Raw genomic sequence first — 19,551 nt, 5'->3', positions numbered from 1 at the left:
TGCAGAACTTTTGATACAATAGAAGCGGATTATTTAAAAAGGAGTTGCAGCATGAGCATGACGGAAATTTGTTTAGTACGACATGGACAAACTGATTGGAATTTTCAAGAGATTATTCAGGGACGTGAAGATATTCCGCTTAATGAAGTGGGGAAGAAGCAAGCGAGTCAAAGTGCAGCTGCTTTGCAAGCGGAGGCATGGGATATAATTATAAGTAGCCCATTAATTAGAGCGCAAGAAACAGCTAAGGAAATTGCAGAGGCAACTGGATTACAATCAATTTTATTAGATGAGCGATTTGTTGAACGTAATTTTGGTGAAGCTTCTGGGAAGCCAGTTGCGACTGTTAGGGAATTAATTGCAGAAGGTAAAGTAGAAGGTATGGAGCAAGATGAAGAAATTGTAGCTCGTTGTTTTGCTGCGGTAAAAGATGTTGCAGAAACTCATTCTGGCAAACGTATTATTATTGTAGCCCATTCTCATGCGATAAAAGCAATTTTACATGCAATTGCTCCGGAAGATATTTCGTTTAAGACACCGTTAAAAAACGCATGTATTAGTTATGTGAATGAAAATAGTGGGAAGTGGGATGTTGTTAAATACAACATCGCGGAACATATTAATGTATAAATGTGTACTGAATTTATTAAAAAATAGTTAGAATGATATCTTTCTGTTTAGTGAGACACTTCAATTAGTAGTTCTATTCTAAATGTGGTATGATAAATACTCGGAGGTGTCTCTCATGATTGTAGCGACGCTAGAAAGCGTATTAATATTAGATAAGGCAGAGCAGCTTGCAAAAGCGATCATCTGTTCAGATATAGCAGAAGATTACCGTAAATGTTATAAAGACTTGCATGAAGATATGGAAGTTCAGACGTTAATTCAGCAATTTACAGCGATGAAAGAACGATATGAGGAAGTGCAACGTTTCGGTAAATATCATCCTGACTATACTTTCGTTTCGACGAAAATGAGGGAATTGAAGCGTTCTGTAGATTTACATGATAAGATTGCAGCTTTTAAACGAGTAGAAACGGCTTTACAAAAGTTGTTAGATGAAGTTAGTGTAGCAATCGGTTCTGAGGTGTCCTCTTCCATCAAAGTTCCAACAGGAAATCCATTTTTTGATGCTGGTGGCTGTGGTGGCGGTTGTGGTACCGGCGGAGGTTGCGGTTGTAAAAAAACGGGGTAAATCACCCCGTTTTTTAGAAGGTAGAAGAAAACGTATACAGAGTTTGTCCTGTAATGTCATAAATTTCTGATTGGTTTTCATAAAATATAAAATATATGTTTTTAAAAGGAGAAGATGGAGAAGATTATGTTCGGGCAACGACAAAGTATGATTGTTTATTTACATTCATTGAAACATGCCAAGATTTTAAGAAAATATGGTAACATACATTACATATCAAAACGTTTAAAATATGCAGTAGTATATTGTGATATGGAACAAATTGAGCATATGATGCAAAAGTTGAACAAACTTCCTTTTGTGAAAAAGATAGAACAGTCGTACCGCCCGTATTTAAAAACGGAATTTGAAAATTCACGTCCTGATCGGGCAAAAGAATACGATTATAGCTAATAGAAAAAATCCCCTGCTAATTTTGAAGTGAACCCGAATAGTGGTACATGAAAAAAACACCTCCTGAATTCGCATACTAAGTATGCAAATTCAATGGAGGTGTTTTTCGTTTGAAGACAAGAGTTCATTACCCAGAAGAAACAAAGTGGAAAGTGATTGAAATGAAGAAAGACGGCTATTCAAATCGTACAATTATGGAGAAACTCGGAATTAAAAATGTTTCCCAAATTAAGACATGGATGAAATGGTATCGTACAGATCAAACGTATCGTTTTCAACAACCTGTAGGAAAACAATATTCTTATGGAAAAGGACCAAAAGAGCTCAGTGAATTAGAACAGCTACGTTTAGAAAATAAACATCTAAAAACAAAATTACTTGTATGGGGAAAGTATCTGGAAATCGAAAGGGGCTGAAACCAGAAACTGTAGTTACTTTATGGGAAAATGTAAAAACAAAAATAACGGTAAAAGAATTGTGTAACGTATTAGAATTACCCCGTTCCACATTTTATCGTTGGTTACAACGAACGGAAGATTTGAAAGATGGTATAGAAGAGAAAATAAAGGACGTTTGTCTTAGGCATAAATTCCGGTATGGATATCGAAGAGTGACCGCTACTCTTCGAAAAATGGGACTGTGTGTCAATCATAAAAAAGTATTACGAATCATGAGACAAAATCACATTCTTTCAAAAGTACGTCGAAAGAAAAAGAAATATATCAATGGTGCGGAGCCAATGGTAGCCCCTCATCGATTGGAGCGCCAATTCGATGCATCCAGACCAAATGAAAAATGGTTTACGGATGTGACGTATCTCTTATTTGGAGAGCGTACTTTGTATTTATCAACGATTATGGATGCCTTTAATCGTGAAATTATTAGTTGTGTCATCAGCGAATCACAAACACTGACATTAGCGATGAAGACATTAAAACAAGCAATGAGAGGGCGAAAAGTAAAAGATGTCCTTCTTCACTCAGATCAAGGAAGTATTTATACAGCAAAAGAATTTCAAGCGTATGCCAAAGAAAACGGCATTATCACCAGCATGTCCCGGAGAGGAAATTGCCATGATAATGCCGTCATGGAAAGCTTCTTTGGTCATTTAAAAAGTGAAGCTTTCTATTCACAAAAGATAACAAAAGTATCCAACACAACTGTGCGAAAGATTGTGCTAGAATACATTCATTACTACAATTGTGTGCGAATTCAAGAAAAATTAAACCACCTATCCCCTAAAGAATTTAGGGAACAAGTGGTTTAGGTGTTTTGATTGGTGTCCCGTTTTCGGGGGTCACTTCAATTTTAACAGGGGATTTTTTATTTGAAATAACACATTATTTCATTGGAGGAATAAAATTATTCATTCGTAAAATACCAATTAAATGATTGAAAAACAGTTCTTTTTCTGGGAAAGTTGTGGATGGTTTTACCGTAAAGGTAGTCACTTTTTTTCCAAGTTGTTCTGCCGTTTCTTCAAATAAAATGACGCGTTTACTTTTTTTATTTTCAAGTACAGGAATGCCTTCACGACATATGTATAATGGTTGGAAATCACCAGTAGTAGTTGGTTTTAATATTACAACAAGTGAGCACACTTTTTTTTCATTTTTAATTGTTTCAAATTGTAACATATGTGTTATACGTTCTTGATTTGCTTTGGCAATTTCAAGTAATTCATATAAATCAGAGTAGCCCTCTCCGAGTTCTATAAAGCGTTGAATCATATCTTTTCCTCCTCTTTCTTTTACTGTACCATCTCACTTTTTAAATGAAAAGTAGACAAAGAAAAAAAACCCTGCAAAGCAGGGCCCTTCTTATACTAGCATGTACTAGTAAGAAGGCAAAGGGAGAGGAGAAACCGGAGGAAGAACTTATGGGGAAACGTAAGTCTTCTCCGCGGTTGGCAACAACATCGAAGGTGATGTTGTTATAGTTATTTATGTCCAATCTAAATGAAGATATACATGATGAAATTAAATTTTATGTTGGGCTTTTTATTTTTCTTTTTTTTATTTTATGATAGGATAAAAAAGATAAAGTGAAACGAATAGTTCGTGTTAGCGAATGGTGAGATGAATACATAAAAATGCAGAGCGGTTATTTTAAGCTAAGTTCTTCTAGTCTTCGTTGGAAGATGAATGGAATCGTAAAGTTTGGTAGCGGTTACCGAATGGAGAAGGGCTTTCTATAATTGCTCGATAGATTGAAATAAAGGTAGTGACAACAGATGAGAGTAGTTTCAGGAAAATGTAAAGGACACCCACTTAAAGCGGTGCCAGGTAATACAACACGTCCAACGACTGATAAAGTAAAAGAATCCATTTTTAATATGATAGGCCCTTATTTTGATGGGGGTGTCGCTCTTGATTTATTTGGTGGTAGCGGTGGTCTTGGAATCGAAGCTATAAGTAGAGGGATTGATAAAGCGATTTTTGTTGATCGAGACAATAAAGCGATAAAGGTAATCCATCAAAATTTAGAAAGTTGTAGAATACAGGAACAAGCTGAAGTATATCGGAATGATGCAGAACGTGCGATAAAAGCACTTATAAAACGTGAAATATCATTTGATCTTATATTAATTGATCCTCCATATAAAGATCAAAAAATTGTATCTTTAATTAGTGTAATGGATCAACATGGATTGCTACATAACGATGGTTTAATTATGGCGGAGCATGGTAATGATGTAGTTTTACCTGAGGCTATAGGAAGACTTGTAAAAGTACGAGCTGAAAATTATGGCATTACAGCGATATCGATTTATAAGTATGAAGGTGAGGGGACGGAATGACAAGTATAGCTATTTCTTCGGGCAGTTTTGATCCAATTACCCTTGGGCATCTGGATATTATTAAAAGGGGAGCAAAAGTATTTGACGAGGTATACGTAGTAGTTTTAAACAACTCGTCAAAAAAACCGTTCTTTTCAGTGGAAGAGCGTTTAGATTTAATTCGAGAAGCAACAAAGGATATTCCTAATGTCAAAGTAGATTCACATAGTGGACTACTAGTTGAGTATGCAAAAATGCGTAATGCGAACGCGATTTTACGTGGATTACGCGCAGTTTCTGATTTTGAATATGAAATGCAAATTACTTCTATGAATCGAAAGTTAGATGAAAACATTGAAACCTTTTTTATTATGACAAACAATCAATACTCATTTTTAAGCTCGAGCATTGTGAAAGAAGTTGCGAGATATGGAGGAAGTGTAGTAGATCTTGTACCTCCTGTTGTAGAACGTGCTTTAAAAGAAAAGTTTCAAACCCCGTTAAAGTGAACGGGGTTTTTCTTTGTTGCTCCGAAAAAATAATAAGATGACATATACATATAAGCAAAATAATGTAAATATCGGTCCGTAGTGTATAAAAGATGTCCAAAATTCATGCAGAATAGAAGAATGATTCGATAAAAAGACAGGGATATCTTTTTGCATAGGTGAAAAAGAGCTTACTTTTTCATAAAATGGTTTCCAAAATATAAAAGTAAAAATAGGGGCAAGAATACTTTGGATAATTCGTGCGAAAAAATAGGGCTTAAATCGAATGTCTGTTTCAGCTAATATGCTAGCGACTTGTGCCTGAATAGAAAGGCCGCTAAATGCTAAAATAAAGCTTGTTACCATAGCTTGCTGCAGGAGGGGTGTTTCAGTTATTTGACTAATCATTTGGCTTCCAAGTGTCATTTCAAACATGCCAGATAATATTGGGATACTAAATTCAGTAGTTAGTTGGAAGAATGATAAAATATGTTGCATAATAAAAGAAAGGGCTGCTGTAATATGAAATACAGTAATCATTTTATTTAAAACAGAGAATAAAATAATAAATCCGCCAATCATAAGTAGCGTTTGAATAGAAGAAACGATAGCGTCCCCAAGTAATTTTCCTATTGGTCTTTTTTCTTGCATACGTGTCTCATGTAGAATTGAAAAAGGGTTTTGAAAAGGGTGTTTTTTAGTAACATGTTTATCATGCGTGGAACGGTTGTTATTGCCATAAAAACGCATCAGTAACCCGACAGCAAAATTACTTACATAATGTGCAGCAGCTAATACGATTCCTAATTTCGGATTATTGAAAAAACCGATAGAAACAGCGCCAAAAATAAAAAGTGGATTGGATGAGTTTGTAAAAGATACGAGGCGCTCTGCTTCAATTTGTGTTAGCTGATTGCTTTTGCGCAGTCTAGCGCTTAATTTGGCGCCAGCGGGAAAGCCTGAAGCCATTCCCATTGCCCAAACAAATCCGCCTATTCCTGGAACGCGGAAAAGTGGTCGCATAAGTGGTTCTAATATAACGCCTATAAATTTTACAACACCAATACTAATGAGAAGTTCGGCAATGATGAAAAACGGTAAAAGTGAAGGGAATACAACTTCCCACCATATATTTAACCCTCGAATGGAAGCTTGTAAAGCAGCTTGGGGGTGGAGTACAAGAGAAAAGGTTAAAAAAAGTGTTGATATGGTAAGGAAAGCCGTTTTCCATTTTTCATACATGTAAGTAAATCCCCCTTTGTCCCAAAAAACGTTCATTTCAGTATACGTGGATACGTAGTGAATTTAGACCATAAGTATGAAAAAGGAACGAAAAAAATTAAAGGGTGAGAAAAGTGAAAGAACCGAAAATTGGCTTAGCTCTTGGATCTGGGGGCGCAAAAGGTTTTGCTCATATTGGTGTTATAAAGGTTTTAAGGGAAAATGATATACCGATTCATATGATTGCAGGAAGTAGTATGGGGGCTTTAGTAGGTACATTTTATGCGGCTAGTTCAAACGTTGAAAGACTGTATAAACTGGCAAATGTTTTTAAGAGGAAATATTATTTAGATTTTACGGTTCCGAAAATGGGATTTATTTCTGGAAAACGTGTCAAAGATATGATTAAAATGTTTACATATAATAAAAATTTAGAAGAATTAGATATCCCGACGGCTGTTGTGGCTACTGATATCTTAAAGGGGGAAAAAGTAGTTTTTACAAGTGGTCCAGTTGCAGAGGCGGTGAGAGCAAGTATTTCTGTACCTGGAGTGTTTGTGCCAGAGAAAATAGATGGACGATTATTGGTAGATGGCGGAGTAATTGATCGCATCCCAGTATCGGTTGTGAAAGAGTTAGGTGCCGATATTGTCATTGCTGTTGATGTATCCCCGATTAAAGTAAATGGAGAGGTTACGTCTATTTATGATGTAATTATGCAGAGTATTGAAATTATGCAACATGAGCTTGTGATAAATCGACAAATTGCATCTGATTTAATGATGCGACCAGCTGTAGAACAATTTAGTTCCCGGGCTTTTACAAACATTGAAGACATTATTCGAGTTGGAGAGGTAGAAGCGGAAAAGCATGTTGCAAATATTCATTTATTAATTGAGCAGTGGAAGGAGAAACATAATGTTTAAGCGTTTTCGGTTTATATATGCAATTTTAATAGGGGTTATATTGGCAATGTTACTTGTTTATGTACGCCTGCCGTATTATGTAACGAAACCCGGAATGGCTGCCAAATTAGAGCCTTACGTTCAAGTTGAAGGGGGAACAAAAGAATCAGGTGATTTTATGCTTGTTACGGTTTCAATGGGACCGGCAAATGTAGTGAATTTAATAGCGGCACAGTTTAATAAATATACACATATTTCAAAAGCGGAAGAAATATTGCAAAAAGGTGAAAGTGATGAAGAATATCAATTTCGCCAAAATTATGCGATGAAAGATTCGCAAAATGCAGCGATTTATAATGCTTATAAACGTGCAAATCGTACTGTTTCTTTTGAAAATAAAGGTGTGTTGGTTGCTGGTGTAGCGAAAGGGATGCCTTCAGAAGGAAAGCTTAAACTTGGAGATGTTATCATTGCCGTCGACGGAAAAACATTTGAAAAGACAGAACAATTTATTGAATATATGACAGGGAAAAAAGAAGGAGATACAGTAAATATTGAGTACAAGAGGGATGGGAAACAGTTAAAAGAAAATTTAAATGTAAAGACTATTCCGAATGGAAATGGACGTGTTGGTATAGGTGTTTCTATCGTTACGGAAAGAGAATTAGTGGTAGATCCGAAAGTGAAAATTGACTCTCATGAAATAGGCGGACCATCGGCAGGCCTAATGTTTACATTAGAAATATATAATCAACTGGTGGAAGATGATTTAACAAGAGGGCATGAAATAGCTGGAACAGGGACGATCAATGAAAAGGGAGAAGTTGGCCCGATTGGCGGTATTCAGCAAAAAGTGGTTGCTGCAAGTGATGCTGGTGCTGAAGTGTTCTTTGCACCAAATGAAAAAGGTGCAGAGAAATCGAATTATAAAGATGCACTTGAGGCTGCGAAAGATATTAAAACGAAAATGAAAGTTGTGCCAGTTGATACGTTGGATGATGCATTAATGTATTTGGAAAAAATGGGAAATAAATAAAAAAATCTCTCTTTTTTAGAGAGATTTTTTTATAGGAATTTTGCAGTTGTTTCATCGTAACGAATTGGGTGATGTGTTGCATCTTGTTTTAGTAGTTGTGCTCGTAATGGTTCTTGCATGATGGAGAAATATACAGAATTGGCTTTTCGATCTATGTGTAAAGTAGGATGGTCAAATGTTTTTGTATGGGTAAGGATTGGAAGCTCTATTTTTTTCTTGTTTTTTGAAAGGTACGTTTGTCCTTTTTGTGACATGCCTAATAGACGAATGTATGGTGCATGTTGCTCTATATTTGCGCAATGTATTTCTTCTTTTGTTGTATTTGTTAAAATATGTGTACAAGCTCTTTGTAATCTAGTCCACGTATAACGTTTCGTTTTTAACGCTTCCATGAATGAATGGAAGGAGGAACTGGTTTGTATTTTTGATAAAATACGATGCTCTAAACCTTCCTCAATTTCATATATATGTCGTAAGTCTTCTGGAGACATTGTCATAAGTTTGTATTTAAAAAATGAAAAGTATTGTTCCCAATTATGTAATGTCCCGTAGTTTTGTTTATAACTTGCTAAAAGAGAAGCAGTCGCTTTTGGGATGAAAGGCTCAATTTCTGTAAAGGAACTATTTTCACTAAAAAGTTGTTTGCGAATACTTGTTGCGCTTGCAATATGTTGGTCGTTAAATGTTTCATCATGATAATGAGATGCGAATCTTTTTATCGTTTGTGCTTGCATAGAACTATTTTGCATTAGAATTGCTTTTATGTATTGGAAGCCTAAAATGTTATTTGGTTGTGACATGTCTATATTTTTTTCAGAAGATAAAATGTGTAGGAAAGCTTCAGATGTAGCTTTTGCGTAACTATTACCTGCGTTCATAAATTGCTTTACAAGACGATTAAAAGTCTCTTCTTCATTTTTCTGCACAGAGATGGTGTTATAAAAATTTTCGATTTGTCCATCTTCACTGCCGAAACAAATTTCAGAAACGTGTAGGGCGTTTAAAATAGAAATAGCGCCATTTGCAAAGGTTTCGGCCTTTTGCGTTGAAAAGGCATAAGGAAGCTCTACAACGAGGTCTACACCGCATGCTAAGGCCATTTTGGTACGATACCATTTGGATACGAGTGCTGGCTCACCACGTTGTAAAAAAGGGCCACTCATAACAGCGATTGTAATATCAGAGTGTGTTAACTTTTTTGTTTGTTGCACATGATAAGCATGACCGTTATGAAAAGGGTTATATTCAACAACAATACCACTGGCTTTTATGGTAATCTCTCCTTTCGATGTAGCATCTTTTTGAAAAACGTGATACTCTATATATTATTTACTATGATGACTTCATTATAGTGTAAAGAAAAAACTTACACTATAAATGCATTATATCACTTATACCATAGGGTTTAACCATCTTGTTTTTCCTCATTGACCACTTTTTGACCACGTTGGCCACTTTTCAGTACATTTCCTAGCATTTCAGTCACTTCAATTTGACGTTCTTCATAAACATCAGTATAAATATTTAAAGTTGTAGAAACATTTGTATGACCAAGCAATTTTGAAACAACCTTTGCATTTGCGCCAGAATCGATTAAAATAGTTGTAAACGTTCTTCGGATATCGTGGAATCTAATATACGGTACGTCAATTGCTTCGCACAAAGCTTTCATTTGGTAGCGTATCGTATATGGATGCACGATTTTTTTATTTCTTGTGCAAATTAACAAGTCGAAAGAGTTCTCCTTCTTACGACTTTGATATTCTAACAACTCTCCCATTAATTCTTCTGTCATCGGGATTATACGATTAGATGCCTCAGTTTTTGTCTCACCTAATTCATACTTTCCATCAACAAGCGTTAATGTTCTTTGTACATGGATAGTCTTATTTTTAAAATTAATATCATCCCACTGTAAAGCTAATACTTCTCCGATTCGCATGCCTGTATGCAAAGCTAAAACAAAAGCAATATAATAGCTTCCTTGTATTTTTGCATACTCCATAAACTTCATGGCTTGTTCAACTGTCCAACTAGCTTGCGACTTCTTTTTAACTTTAGGGCGCTTAGCTTTCTTAGCAGGATTAGAGTTAATCATTTCTAGTTCTACTCCTTTATCGAGGATTTGTTTTAACATAACATCAACAGATGAAATGTATTTCGTAGTTAGACCCTCTTTAAGTAGCTTCTGGTGAAAATTATGAACGGTCAATGGTTTTATATCTGATAACCTCTTCTCACCAAATTCAGGCATAACACGGGAGCGTAGAATGCGTTTGTATTGATACAATGTGGATGGTCTACATGATGATTCTTTCTCTTGCATCCAGATTTCTACGAGCTGAGAAAAGCGAATATCACTATTCTCGTAATCCCCATTTGCTAAATCATTTGTTACTCTTGCCACTTCTTCTTGAGCAGCTTTCTTTGTTTTAAAGCCACCTTTAGTGATTTGTTTCCGTTTACCTGTGAGTGGGTCTTTGCCAACATCCATAGTAAAAGACCACTTCTCACCACGTTTACGAAAGTATGCCATGATTTTCACCTCGTCATAATCGTTTTCTAGATACAAGCTGTGGTATGTGGTAGTGGTATAAGAATGATAGCATGTTAGCGTATTTTTTGTAAAAGGTATAATTTGATGTTTATTAAGCAATTTGTTTCATTTATTTGTTCCAATATTCGACAAAAAAGCTATAATAGAGAAAGACATAAAATACATATTGCTATGTATAAGATATAGAAGATGGGTGGGTTACGAAGTATGGAAGTAATGGTTCCGCGGCGCTTTAATCGCAGTACAATGTATGAATTGTTAGAAGCAGTAATTGATGAGGATTTAAAACCTAAAGCTGAAGAAATTACATTTAATTTCCGACAACTAAATTTTATTGAGCCTGCTGGTGTAACTATACTAGGAAATTTATTTGAGTGGTTAAATAAAAATGGTGTTACATGCGATAAAATATTGCCAAGAAGGATAGATGGAAGGGATGCCGTTAGGTATTTGGATGATTCTCTATTTTTTGAGCAATACTTTGGAGAGAAATTAAGAGAACAAGCAGGTTTGAGACCCACAACCATCCCGTTAAACTTGGTTTCATACGCAAACAGTTATCAATTCTTACGCGGTAGGTTTGCTTTTTGGCTTGCAAATAGATTAGATGTAACTGTTGAATCTGTTAAAAATATAACGGTTTCCATGGAAGAAATTTTCAATAATATTAGGGATCATGCGCAAGAAAATACAGGGTGTATTTTCGCACAACACTATCCGAATAAAGATGACGAAAATACAGTACATATTACTATTTCTGACTTCGGTGTTGGTATTCCGCATAATATACAAAAGGAATACCCTTTAATGGATGATGGAGAAGCTTTAAATATGGCGATTACAGCGGGATTTTCTACAAAAAGTACTCCAAGAAACAGAGGGGTTGGTTTAGCTACATTAGTTGATAATGTTGTTAAGGACCTTGGTGGCGAAGTGTATATCCACTCTAATCATGGTATACTAACTTGTAAAACAGGAAACACTGACATTGATGTAGAATATAATGTATCACCATCATATTATCCAGGCACTTTAATTCAAATGAAATTAAAGGCCGATAATATAGAAAATATAATATCAGATGAGGAGGACTTCGGAGAATGGGAATAATTAATGTTTTAGATCATGTAGAACGTTGCTATTCAAATGACGACGGACAAATCATTCAAGATTTAATCAGACATAGTTTTAAACAAAATGAGAAAGTGGTAGTATCATTCAAAGGAGTAACAGCATTAAATTCATCTTTTGTTAATACTGCATTTATTGAATTGTTAAATGACTATGAATTTTCTTTCATAAAGGCACATTTAGGCTTTTCTAACTCAACAGCACAAATTAATAAAATGATAAAAAGTAGATTTAATTTTGAGGTAAATGAAAGAAAAAACTTAGTAACCGTTTAAAAGGATTTGATTGAAAAGAGCTATTTTACATAGCTCTTTTTTCTTTAATTTACAGATATAAAAGAAGTGAGCTACAATATTTATACACGAAAAGAAAGGGGGATAAAAAATGGGAGAGTTCACAAAAGAACCTGGTGGACATAAAGTTACTGATTCAGGTGTAGGCTGGCACAATGAACCAGGTGGTGGTGGTTGGAAATACAATGAAGACCCTGGTACAGGTTGGAAAACAATTTTTGGACCAGGGACAGGTATATAAGAAAAGGGGGGAACGAAATGAAAAGGTACATAAAAGATCCAGGTGGTTCAAAGATGATTTCCGATCCAGGTACAGGAATGGGGATTTTGGACCCAGGATCAGGCGGGGGATATACAACTGATCCAGGTGGTGGGATGGGTATGTATGATCCTGGGGCAGGTGGAGGATATATAAAAGATCCAGGCACAGGAATATAAAAAAGAGAGCTAAGCGCTCTCTTTTTTTGTTGATAAAAATCTGTTAATTTTTACCGTTGCGATTGGAAATGTTTTCTACTACAATCGACTCATAACAGCTCGTTATGAGTTTTAAGGAACTTTGCATATAAAACGAGTTGTTTACAGAATTGTTCTCGTTGAGATTCATCCAGGCCTGCGAAAACCGTTTGAATTTCATCGAGGGCATTTGCTATGTTTTTTTCATGAGGTGTACTCGTTCTACCCATTAACGCATCAACAGAAACACCTAAATACGTTGCAATGCGATCGAGAGTGTCGAGATCAGGTTGATTATAGTTAATTTCTAAATTGCCAACTTGACTACGACTTAACTGTACTTTTTCACCGAACTCTGATTGAGTAAGGGAACGACTTGATCTAAACTTCTTTAAATTTTCTCCAAATGTATTCATAGTTTTAGTATAAATACATGAGAATTTTTAGACTATACATGTCATGAAATTTGTCTTTATAATAAAAAGTATCATACAAATTGACATTCTAACAAAAATATATAGAACAAACGTTCTTTTGATGGTAAAATATTCTTAATGAAAAATAGAATTTTTGAAAAAAACTTTCTCAACATGATTTGACCATAATCAGAACGAACATTCTAAATCTTATGATAAACTGAATTTAACGAAAGAAGGAATAAAAAAAGACCCACGGTGTTATAGATGTGAGGCCACACAGCTATAACATTTAACCCTAGCCTAGATAGGGAAAGTTTCCATGAGTCAGTACATAGTATAGCATACTTCATAAGTATAAAGAAAATTATGATTCATTTTCCTATTGAGAAAAAAGGGATATGTTTTGGGTTCTGATTTGGGAGGGGATTTTAGAATGAAGAGCTTTATCAAGAACTTACAGGAGCATATCAATTATCTTAAATTGGATATTGGTACATTAGCTAAAAAAGCAGAGATTGATAGAACTAATCTTAATAGGATTTTAAATGGGAAAATTAAAGAAATGAAGTTAGAGTCATTCTTATTAATTGCTTCCGACCTGTATCCAAATTGGACAGAACGTAGAAAGAAAATTAGAGAATTTATATTGCTTTGCGAGAGTGATTTAAACATAAAAAAGGCACTGTCTTACTGCCAAACAGTCGGTGAGTATCAATTAATGAAAAAAATAATAAAAAAACATATTAGCAGCGATAAAAAAGGGAAAATAAACAAATATCTACATTTGTATGATTTATACAATCAAAGAAATTTGAACAAGTTAGAAGGAGAAGAATTACAAAGGAAATTAGATGAATTACCATATTCTAAAAATGTTGACTATCAAATAATAGTAGACATGTTACATGGGTTTGCTCTGTATGATAGTAGTAATTTCATGGCAATGGTCCCGTATTCTAAAAAGATCGATCAAAACTTACCATTAGTAGAGAATGCATTTATAAAGAAACATTTGGATTTGCAACATGATGATCGTAAGTCTCATATTAATTTGTTTAGTAATAAAATAAAAGAATGCAGGGACATTTGTAATAGTATAATAAAATCTGCCCCGGAAGATTCAGTTATAAAGGCTAAAGCGTTGAGTTGCTTAGGGGAGTCATTTATATTTGAAAATCCTTTTCAGGCGGAAACGTACTTTTTGGAAAGCCTAAAGTTAATAAAAAAATTAGGTATTACTACTTATAGTAAAATGTATCGTGCAGTTCATAGCACATTAGCTTTTTTGCGAATTGAGTATGGAATAAATGTAGATAAAATAGATTGGGATTTTGTAGGAGAAGCGGAAAAAGCATTCTTTGATGCTAAATTTGGTTCAGGAGTTAAAGCTAGAGCTTATTTTGAAGACTTAAAAAAACAAGGAAAAACTTTGTCTGCTTTTAAATTATATTATTTATTTTTTGTAGATAGAAATGATATAATGGTTCTCAAAGAGGCTTTAGAAAAATTCGCTAATAATGGGAATGTATTCTATTCAAATTTGGTAACACGTCTTTTAATTAAAGAGGGAGTGAAGTAGGTTGAAAAAAATTATTCTTACAATGGTATGTGTTTTAGGACTACTAGGAGCAGTTGAACAAAACAAAGATACTTCACAAGCACATTCAAGTAAAGTAGAAACTACATATCTAATGGTTGATCCAGGAACTCATTAGAAATTTATAAATTATTTTTCAAGACGCTACTACTAAGTAGCGTCTTGAGTGCTTTTTAAGGGGTATGCATTTTTGAAAAACGTTACAAAAATGCACAGTTTGTTAAAAAATCACATAGTTATTGGGATGGAGGAGTTCGGCTTGTTAGTAAGTGGCGAAGAAAAAATAAAATCCATGATTAAATATTTATTAGGGGATAAAGTCTCAGAAAATGACACTCTTCATGCTTTGAAAGAAATACATAAACAAGGATTCATTACAGATAATGAATTAAGGGAAGTCATGCACCAAATGGAACCAAAAAAAGGACTAGCCTCATGCTAATCCTTTTTTTCTTGTTTTAACATTCTTTGGATAGCTACTTCTAAAAGCGCTTTGACGCTTTCAATCTCTTCAGAAGACAACTTTCTTCCATCCCAATGCAATTCATCACTTTCAAATATTTCTTTTATATTATTGCTACTTTTAATGGAATTATCACTTTTCCCGAACAAGTAATCAGTGGGAACATTGAAGAAATCAGCTAATTTTTCAATATTCTCGCGTGAGGGGATTTTCGTCCCTTTTTCATATTTGGAAATAGTTTGCTTGCTGACGCCGATATTTTCGCCTATTTTCTCTTGTGTTAGTCTTCGTTCTTTTCTTAACTCGAATATTCTCTCCCCTATGATATTCATCTATAACATCCTTTCGCGCTACTTGTAAAAAAGTATCTAGTTTAAATGTAACAATGAGTAGCCCTAATGGCAACGTAAAAATAAAAAATAAATTTTTGAAAATAAAAAGTTGCCTTTAGGGCTACTTTTGGTTATACTAAGTTTAGAAGTTGAAGGTGGTGACTTAAAATGCTAAATACACAACGAATTAAATCTCTAAGACAAAAAAATGGTTATTCTTTAGAATATGTTTCAAAGGCTTTAGGTCTGAAATTCAAACGTTCTTATCATAACGTTGAAAAAGGAGAATCAGGATTATCGGTAGAGAAATTAAAAAAACTTTCGGAGCTTTATGGTGTATCGATCAGTGATCTAATAAAGTGAGAGAGATTTTTTTTACAACTAAAGTCGCCCTATAGACTACAAATAAGGGCGACGTTATAAGATAGTGTATCCATATTTAAACTTAAAAAAATGATTGGAGTGAAAAAACATGTACCAAATTAAACAACTACCATTTTCACTGAAAGCGGATGATGTACAGGAGTTCTTAAATATTTCTCGATCAGCCGCATACGCACTTATGAAGAGAGAGGATTTCCCAACAATCGTAATTGGAAAAAGCAAACGCGTTAAAGCGGAAGATTTTCTTAAATGGGTAGAAGCACAAAAGGTAGGGACAAATGCTAGTTAAAACAGAATTTCAGATTTTTAACAAAATTACCGTTTGATAAATAAGGAGGTGATTTAGTGGAAGATACAACATCGTTAGTAGTATTCGCAATGTTTATCGCATGCAGTGTATGGTTGCTTTACATTACTTACGAACCGATAAAACGATGGGCTTGGAGTGATGGAAAACAAAATAAAAAGACCCATGGCAGTGGGTCCTTTGAAAAAAATAAGTTGTTATAAGTATATCACGGAAAGTAGGGAAATAGTACATGGATTTAATTGAATATCAAGTGCTATTACCTAGTAAGTTCTGGGAATTAGCAAGAAGCGAAGATAGATTAAAAGAAATGATCCAAAAGTATTTCAAGATTGGTTATCCGCATTATGAAATACAACGTATTATCCAAAGTGGACAAGCATATGTGGCGATTTGTACGAGGAGGTAAAACAATGGGGATTTTTAGAGTTAAGAAAGATGTTAATTATTCAGTTATTCATAATACACCATTACGCGATGAGAAATTAAGCTGGAGAGCAAAAGGGTTATTGGCATATATGCTTTCTTTACCAGATGATTGGACGTTTCATGCAACTGAACTCAGCCAACACGCTAAAGACGGAAAAGAAATAACCACCAAAACTATACAAGAATTAAAAAAAGCAGGGTATTTAAAAAGGTATCCTGTTCAAAATCCAAAAACAGGGAAAATATCACATTGGGAAACAGCAGTTTACGAAGTCCCATCCACGGAGTCAGAAAACCAGTCAGTGGAAAAACCAGTCAGTGGAAAAACCATTCGACGGGAATCCAATGACAGGGAAACCAGTGATATGGAAAACCATCCAGTGGAAAAACAGACACTACTAAGTACTGATAATTTACCAAGTACTAATAAACGAAATACTAATATACAAAGTAGTAGTAGCATCTTCTCTTTCTACGAAAATAATTTCGGGATTTTAAATTCATTCATAGCCGAAAGTATTTCACAGTGGGTAAACGATACAAGCGAAGAACTTGTACAAGCAGCGATGGAACGTGCTTTGAAACAGCAGAAGAAATGGAATTATGCTGAGGGCATTTTAAAACAGTGGGTTAACAATAACGTGAAGACTTTAAAAGATGTTGATGCTTTAGAAACTGAATATCAACGAAATAAAGGAGTGAAAAAGCGTGTCGGAATCAATCGGAAGAGTGATGACTCGGATAGTGAATACATCGGCTTGTAGTGAAGAAACGGAAGGGTATACATGCGAACACTGTAATAAATATATCGCAGCAATTACTGTAGAAGTTCCGCAGTTACGCATTAAAAATAAAATACTTCCTACATGTGAGTGTGTTGTAGAACGTGAAGAAGCCAAAATACGTGAAGCTCAAAACTTTGCTAAGAAGAGAGAAATAGAAAAGTTGTTTAGTATCAGTAACTTAGGAGAAAGGTTCTCCAAAAGTACATTTGAATCGTTTCTAGATAGAAATGGATCAGAGACAGCTTATAAAGTTGCAGTGAAATACGTGAAGACGTTTAAAGAGTGGAATGGGGAATCGTTAATGCTTTGGGGAGAACCTGGTAATGGTAAAACACACTTAGCAGCCGCGATTGTAAATGAGCTTTCTAAAAAAGGATACATTGTCGTATTTCAAAGCGTTCCAGAATTATTACAACGTATTCGCAGCACATTCAATAGTGAAAACAAAGAAAATGAAACACAAATTATGAGAGCACTTTTAGAATGCGACTTACTTATATTAGATGATATTGGGGCAGAAAAAACTACGGAGTGGGTAGAAGAAAAATTGTTCAATATCATTGATGGTCGGTACAGAAAAGAACTTCCTACTCTGTATACGAGTAATTTAGAACCAAAAGAATTGAAACATCAAGTTGGTAAACGTTCATATGACCGAATGGTTGAAACAAGTCTAACTGTAAAAAATGAAGCCGCTAGTTATAGAAGAGAGATAGCGAAGCAACGTTTACAAAAGTTTATCGAAGTATAAAAGGAGGAATAAGCATGTGTACATTATGTCATGATACAGGAATTATTCGTAAAGAAATTTATCCAGGTGTAATTGAAACGAACGGTTGTAATTGTGAAGTGGCAAAGCAACAGCAAGAAGAAAATGATAAGCGTTGGAAAGCGTACTTAATTAAATTCGAGTTAATGAAACAAGAATTACGACGTAAAAAGCAACAAAAAGTTAGCTAACAAGAAAAAGGAGGATTTCAGTCGTATGAAGCCTACGAAAGTTGAAATCGATGTTACTGATAATAAAATTTATGTGGTTAAAAATGGTGAGGTTACTCCACTGAATCCTCCAGTAACAGGGTTTGGGGAACAAGTAATCACTTGGCAAGGTGGGAAAGTTGATCGTGTATCAACTACAATCACTGAAAAAATTAAATAACTGGGGATGCGATTATGAAGCAATTAACAATTGATGACGTTATAGGTAGTTTCAACTACAACGCGATAAGCACCAGTGAAAAGTTTTTGAATCCAAGCTATGAAGTCCATTTTTACGATAAAGAGGAACGGCAAAAGATGGATTGTTTTGATGCTAAAACTGAAATCGAAGCTTGGAATGCAACAATAGAAGAGCATGGAAAAGGTATTCAGAAGATTAGGATAACTTATTCGAATCGTACTAGAGCTGAATTTTTGGCACTAGATTAGGAGGGACAATTGATGGCTTTCAATCGTTGGTTAACTGATGAGGAATATCAGCAAGCTGAATCAAACGGTATTAGTAGAAGGGTTCTTTACATGAGAATGTATAGATACGGTTGGGACTTACAAGAAGCATTGACTACACCGCCGAGAACATATTGGCATATGGGCGAAGGGAAAGAAAATAAGTGGTTGAAAATAGCGACGGAAAATGGAATTAATTCAAGTACTTTTTACAGCAGGGTAAATAATGGTTGGGACCCTAAAGACGCGGCAAGTATTCCGACGCGTAAACAAATTGATAGGAAGGAACTTGTTAAGATTGCTGAATCCAATGGCATAAGCGTAAGTACTTTCAGATCTAGATTGAGTTATGGATGGGAACCGATAAAAGCAGCTACAACACCAGCTAAGTCTAAAAATAAAAATATTAGTTAAGAGGAGTAGATGAAAATGAAAGTTATGGAAAACGGTGTATTGGAAGCAACGAAATTAATTAGTGAAGCAAGAAAAGAAGGTCAAGTTATAAAAGAGGCTACTGTTTTACAGATTGCAAGCATTTTATCAATCGGCGAATTAAACGATTATCAAGAAGCAACTTTACGCACTTGGAATAACAAAACTGATTTTGGAGGACGTGTTTCTAATGCGGCTTTAGGACTTACAGGGGAAGCTGGTGAAGTTGCTGATATTGTTAAAAAAGCAATTTATCATGGGCATGGTTTTCAACCATCGCATTGCCCAGGAGAAGAGGACGGAAATACTTATAAATTAGCCTTAGAGCTTGGTGACATTATGTATTATGTTTCGATTATGGCGCACGAACTGGGATATACGTTACAAGATATTGCTGAAATGAATATCGCAAAATTAGCTAAAAGATATCCGGATGGATTTAGCCGAGAAGCAAGTCAAGCGCGTGTTGATGTGGAGTAAGACCAAATTTGAATTTTATT

32 protein-coding genes are annotated in these 19,551 nt (G+C 34.9%); 26 read left to right on the top strand and 6 right to left on the bottom strand.

Going from position 1 to position 19,551, the window contains the following annotated elements; all coding sequences use genetic code 11:
- Positions 1-57 precede the first annotated feature (57 nt).
- From EGX95_RS18395 to EGX95_RS18380, 4 genes are all read left to right on the top strand, one after another.
- Positions 58-630, top strand: a complete 573-nt coding sequence (locus EGX95_RS18395) for a histidine phosphatase family protein (RefSeq protein ID WP_001998138.1) — start codon at positions 58-60, stop codon at positions 628-630.
- A 115-nt stretch (positions 631-745) separates the two neighbouring features.
- Positions 746-1,198, top strand: coding sequence for a YlbF/YmcA family competence regulator (locus EGX95_RS18390; protein ID WP_000634351.1), 453 nt, complete (start codon positions 746-748; stop codon positions 1,196-1,198).
- A gap of 126 nt (positions 1,199-1,324) precedes the next feature.
- Positions 1,325-1,591, top strand: a complete 267-nt coding sequence (locus EGX95_RS18385) for a YlbG family protein (RefSeq protein WP_002080814.1) — start codon at positions 1,325-1,327, stop codon at positions 1,589-1,591.
- A gap of 110 nt (positions 1,592-1,701) precedes the next feature.
- Positions 1,702-2,858, top strand: a protein-coding gene (locus EGX95_RS18380; protein ID WP_085962608.1) for an IS3 family transposase whose coding sequence is annotated in 2 segments (ribosomal slippage) — positions 1,702-1,954 and positions 1,954-2,858 — 1,158 coding nt in all. Because the reading frame shifts where the segments join, the coding sequence is not laid out codon by codon here.
- A gap of 73 nt (positions 2,859-2,931) precedes the next feature.
- Here the strand turns inward: EGX95_RS18380 and EGX95_RS18370 are convergent.
- Complete coding sequence (locus EGX95_RS18370) at positions 2,932-3,321, bottom strand: DUF7147 family protein (RefSeq protein ID WP_000616011.1); 390 nt, start codon at positions 3,319-3,321, stop codon at positions 2,932-2,934.
- Positions 3,322-3,824: 503 nt separating this feature from the next.
- Between EGX95_RS18370 and rsmD the strand changes: the two genes are divergently transcribed.
- Together rsmD and coaD are read left to right on the top strand one after the other, a co-directional pair.
- Positions 3,825-4,391, top strand: coding sequence for a 16S rRNA (guanine(966)-N(2))-methyltransferase RsmD (gene rsmD / locus EGX95_RS18365; protein ID WP_001266987.1), 567 nt, complete (start codon positions 3,825-3,827; stop codon positions 4,389-4,391).
- Positions 4,388-4,879 (top strand): pantetheine-phosphate adenylyltransferase, encoded by a 492-nt coding sequence (coaD, locus tag EGX95_RS18360; RefSeq protein WP_000200598.1) that lies wholly within the window; start codon positions 4,388-4,390, stop codon positions 4,877-4,879. The genes rsmD and coaD overlap by 4 nt, the downstream gene beginning before the upstream one ends.
- Here the strand turns inward: coaD and ylbJ are convergent.
- The gene (gene ylbJ, locus EGX95_RS18355; RefSeq protein ID WP_000273097.1) at positions 4,871-6,100 is read right to left on the bottom strand and encodes a sporulation integral membrane protein YlbJ; all 1,230 of its coding nucleotides are present in this window, start codon (positions 6,098-6,100) and stop codon (positions 4,871-4,873) included. The two genes, coaD and ylbJ, sit on opposite strands and share 9 nt — an antisense overlap.
- A gap of 113 nt (positions 6,101-6,213) precedes the next feature.
- On the opposite strand from ylbJ, the gene EGX95_RS18350 reads away from it, so the two are divergent.
- Together EGX95_RS18350 and EGX95_RS18345 are read left to right on the top strand one after the other, a co-directional pair.
- Positions 6,214-7,005 carry a patatin-like phospholipase family protein gene (locus tag EGX95_RS18350; RefSeq protein ID WP_000662598.1) on the top strand — a complete coding sequence of 264 codons (792 nt, stop codon included), beginning with the start codon at positions 6,214-6,216 and terminating at the stop codon, positions 7,003-7,005.
- Positions 6,998-8,020: a SepM family pheromone-processing serine protease gene (locus EGX95_RS18345; RefSeq protein ID WP_000476307.1), complete on the top strand. Its 1,023-nt coding sequence runs from the start codon at positions 6,998-7,000 to the stop codon at positions 8,018-8,020. The genes EGX95_RS18350 and EGX95_RS18345 overlap by 8 nt, the downstream gene beginning before the upstream one ends.
- A gap of 29 nt (positions 8,021-8,049) precedes the next feature.
- Here the strand turns inward: EGX95_RS18345 and EGX95_RS18340 are convergent, their stop codons facing one another.
- Both EGX95_RS18340 and EGX95_RS18335 read right to left on the bottom strand, forming a co-directional pair.
- The gene (locus EGX95_RS18340; protein WP_162836974.1) at positions 8,050-9,291 is read right to left on the bottom strand and encodes a nucleotidyltransferase; all 1,242 of its coding nucleotides are present in this window, start codon (positions 9,289-9,291) and stop codon (positions 8,050-8,052) included.
- A gap of 134 nt (positions 9,292-9,425) precedes the next feature.
- Positions 9,426-10,556 (bottom strand): site-specific integrase, encoded by a 1,131-nt coding sequence (locus EGX95_RS18335; protein WP_048548393.1) that lies wholly within the window; start codon positions 10,554-10,556, stop codon positions 9,426-9,428.
- A gap of 228 nt (positions 10,557-10,784) precedes the next feature.
- Between EGX95_RS18335 and EGX95_RS18330 the strand changes: the two genes are divergently transcribed.
- The 4 genes from EGX95_RS18330 to EGX95_RS18320 all read left to right on the top strand — a co-directional run bounded on the left by EGX95_RS18330 (position 10,785) and on the right by EGX95_RS18320 (position 12,439).
- The gene (locus tag EGX95_RS18330; RefSeq protein ID WP_048548396.1) at positions 10,785-11,687 is read left to right on the top strand and encodes an ATP-binding protein; all 903 of its coding nucleotides are present in this window, start codon (positions 10,785-10,787) and stop codon (positions 11,685-11,687) included.
- The gene (locus EGX95_RS18325) at positions 11,678-11,983 is read left to right on the top strand and encodes an STAS-like domain-containing protein (RefSeq protein ID WP_000511407.1); all 306 of its coding nucleotides are present in this window, start codon (positions 11,678-11,680) and stop codon (positions 11,981-11,983) included. The genes EGX95_RS18330 and EGX95_RS18325 overlap by 10 nt, the downstream gene beginning before the upstream one ends.
- A gap of 109 nt (positions 11,984-12,092) precedes the next feature.
- Positions 12,093-12,242, top strand: coding sequence for a hypothetical protein (locus EGX95_RS30490; protein WP_048548398.1), 150 nt, complete (start codon positions 12,093-12,095; stop codon positions 12,240-12,242).
- A gap of 17 nt (positions 12,243-12,259) precedes the next feature.
- Complete coding sequence (locus EGX95_RS18320; protein WP_048548400.1) at positions 12,260-12,439, top strand: hypothetical protein; 180 nt, start codon at positions 12,260-12,262, stop codon at positions 12,437-12,439.
- A gap of 89 nt (positions 12,440-12,528) precedes the next feature.
- Here EGX95_RS18320 and EGX95_RS18315 read toward each other — a convergent pair whose 3' ends face one another.
- On the bottom strand, positions 12,529-12,873 hold the full coding sequence (locus EGX95_RS18315) for a helix-turn-helix domain-containing protein (protein ID WP_044821771.1): 345 nt from the start codon (positions 12,871-12,873) through the stop codon (positions 12,529-12,531).
- A gap of 436 nt (positions 12,874-13,309) precedes the next feature.
- On the opposite strand from EGX95_RS18315, the gene EGX95_RS18310 reads away from it, so the two are divergent.
- The 3 genes from EGX95_RS18310 (at position 13,310) to EGX95_RS18300 (ending at position 14,915) form a co-directional block, all read left to right on the top strand.
- Entirely contained in the window at positions 13,310-14,455 is a 1,146-nt protein-coding gene (locus EGX95_RS18310) for an AimR family lysis-lysogeny pheromone receptor (protein WP_048548402.1), read from the top strand.
- Positions 14,456-14,477: 22 nt separating this feature from the next.
- On the top strand, positions 14,478-14,591 hold the full coding sequence (locus EGX95_RS18305) for an ABC transporter ATP-binding protein (protein ID WP_226812330.1): 114 nt from the start codon (positions 14,478-14,480) through the stop codon (positions 14,589-14,591).
- Positions 14,592-14,732: 141 nt separating this feature from the next.
- Entirely contained in the window at positions 14,733-14,915 is a 183-nt protein-coding gene (locus EGX95_RS18300; RefSeq protein WP_048548416.1) for a hypothetical protein, read from the top strand.
- On the opposite strand, the gene EGX95_RS18295 is transcribed toward EGX95_RS18300, so the two are convergent.
- Complete coding sequence (locus EGX95_RS18295; RefSeq protein ID WP_048548405.1) at positions 14,912-15,268, bottom strand: helix-turn-helix domain-containing protein; 357 nt, start codon at positions 15,266-15,268, stop codon at positions 14,912-14,914. The two genes, EGX95_RS18300 and EGX95_RS18295, sit on opposite strands and share 4 nt — an antisense overlap.
- Positions 15,269-15,436: 168 nt before the next feature.
- Here EGX95_RS18295 and EGX95_RS18290 point away from each other — a divergent pair, with 168 nt between their 5' ends.
- From EGX95_RS18290 to EGX95_RS18250, 11 genes are all read left to right on the top strand, one after another.
- Positions 15,437-15,631 carry a helix-turn-helix domain-containing protein gene (locus tag EGX95_RS18290; RefSeq protein WP_000935436.1) on the top strand — a complete coding sequence of 65 codons (195 nt, stop codon included), beginning with the start codon at positions 15,437-15,439 and terminating at the stop codon, positions 15,629-15,631.
- Between the two features lie 109 nt (positions 15,632-15,740).
- Positions 15,741-15,941, top strand: coding sequence for a helix-turn-helix domain-containing protein (locus EGX95_RS18285; RefSeq protein ID WP_000284331.1), 201 nt, complete (start codon positions 15,741-15,743; stop codon positions 15,939-15,941).
- A 56-nt stretch (positions 15,942-15,997) separates the two neighbouring features.
- Positions 15,998-16,162, top strand: a complete 165-nt coding sequence (locus EGX95_RS30485) for a hypothetical protein (protein WP_044791479.1) — start codon at positions 15,998-16,000, stop codon at positions 16,160-16,162.
- Positions 16,163-16,191: 29 nt separating this feature from the next.
- Positions 16,192-16,368, top strand: a complete 177-nt coding sequence (locus EGX95_RS30480) for a hypothetical protein (protein ID WP_048548407.1) — start codon at positions 16,192-16,194, stop codon at positions 16,366-16,368.
- Between the two features lie 4 nt (positions 16,369-16,372).
- Positions 16,373-17,152, top strand: a complete 780-nt coding sequence (locus tag EGX95_RS18280) for a DnaD domain-containing protein (RefSeq protein ID WP_048548409.1) — start codon at positions 16,373-16,375, stop codon at positions 17,150-17,152.
- Entirely contained in the window at positions 17,121-17,924 is an 804-nt protein-coding gene (locus tag EGX95_RS18275) for an ATP-binding protein (protein ID WP_048548411.1), read from the top strand. Before EGX95_RS18280 ends, EGX95_RS18275 begins: the two co-directional genes overlap by 32 nt.
- A gap of 14 nt (positions 17,925-17,938) precedes the next feature.
- On the top strand, positions 17,939-18,133 hold the full coding sequence (locus EGX95_RS18270; RefSeq protein WP_048548413.1) for a hypothetical protein: 195 nt from the start codon (positions 17,939-17,941) through the stop codon (positions 18,131-18,133).
- A 25-nt stretch (positions 18,134-18,158) separates the two neighbouring features.
- Positions 18,159-18,332: a DUF3954 domain-containing protein gene (locus EGX95_RS18265; RefSeq protein WP_000805174.1), complete on the top strand. Its 174-nt coding sequence runs from the start codon at positions 18,159-18,161 to the stop codon at positions 18,330-18,332.
- A gap of 14 nt (positions 18,333-18,346) precedes the next feature.
- Complete coding sequence (locus EGX95_RS18260; RefSeq protein WP_048548415.1) at positions 18,347-18,601, top strand: hypothetical protein; 255 nt, start codon at positions 18,347-18,349, stop codon at positions 18,599-18,601.
- A gap of 12 nt (positions 18,602-18,613) precedes the next feature.
- The gene (locus tag EGX95_RS18255; RefSeq protein WP_048532705.1) at positions 18,614-19,033 is read left to right on the top strand and encodes a hypothetical protein; all 420 of its coding nucleotides are present in this window, start codon (positions 18,614-18,616) and stop codon (positions 19,031-19,033) included.
- Between the two features lie 15 nt (positions 19,034-19,048).
- Positions 19,049-19,531, top strand: a complete 483-nt coding sequence (locus EGX95_RS18250) for a nucleoside triphosphate pyrophosphohydrolase family protein (protein WP_046648282.1) — start codon at positions 19,049-19,051, stop codon at positions 19,529-19,531.
- The last annotated feature ends 20 nt before the right edge of the window (positions 19,532-19,551 follow it).

The sequence above is a fragment of the Bacillus sp. FDAARGOS_527 genome, assembly GCF_003812125.1.
GTDB classification, from domain to species: domain Bacteria; phylum Bacillota; class Bacilli; order Bacillales; family Bacillaceae_G; genus Bacillus_A; species Bacillus_A paranthracis.
Note: the sequence above shows the minus strand (reverse complement) of the source record. Positions and strands in the feature narration are given on the sequence as shown.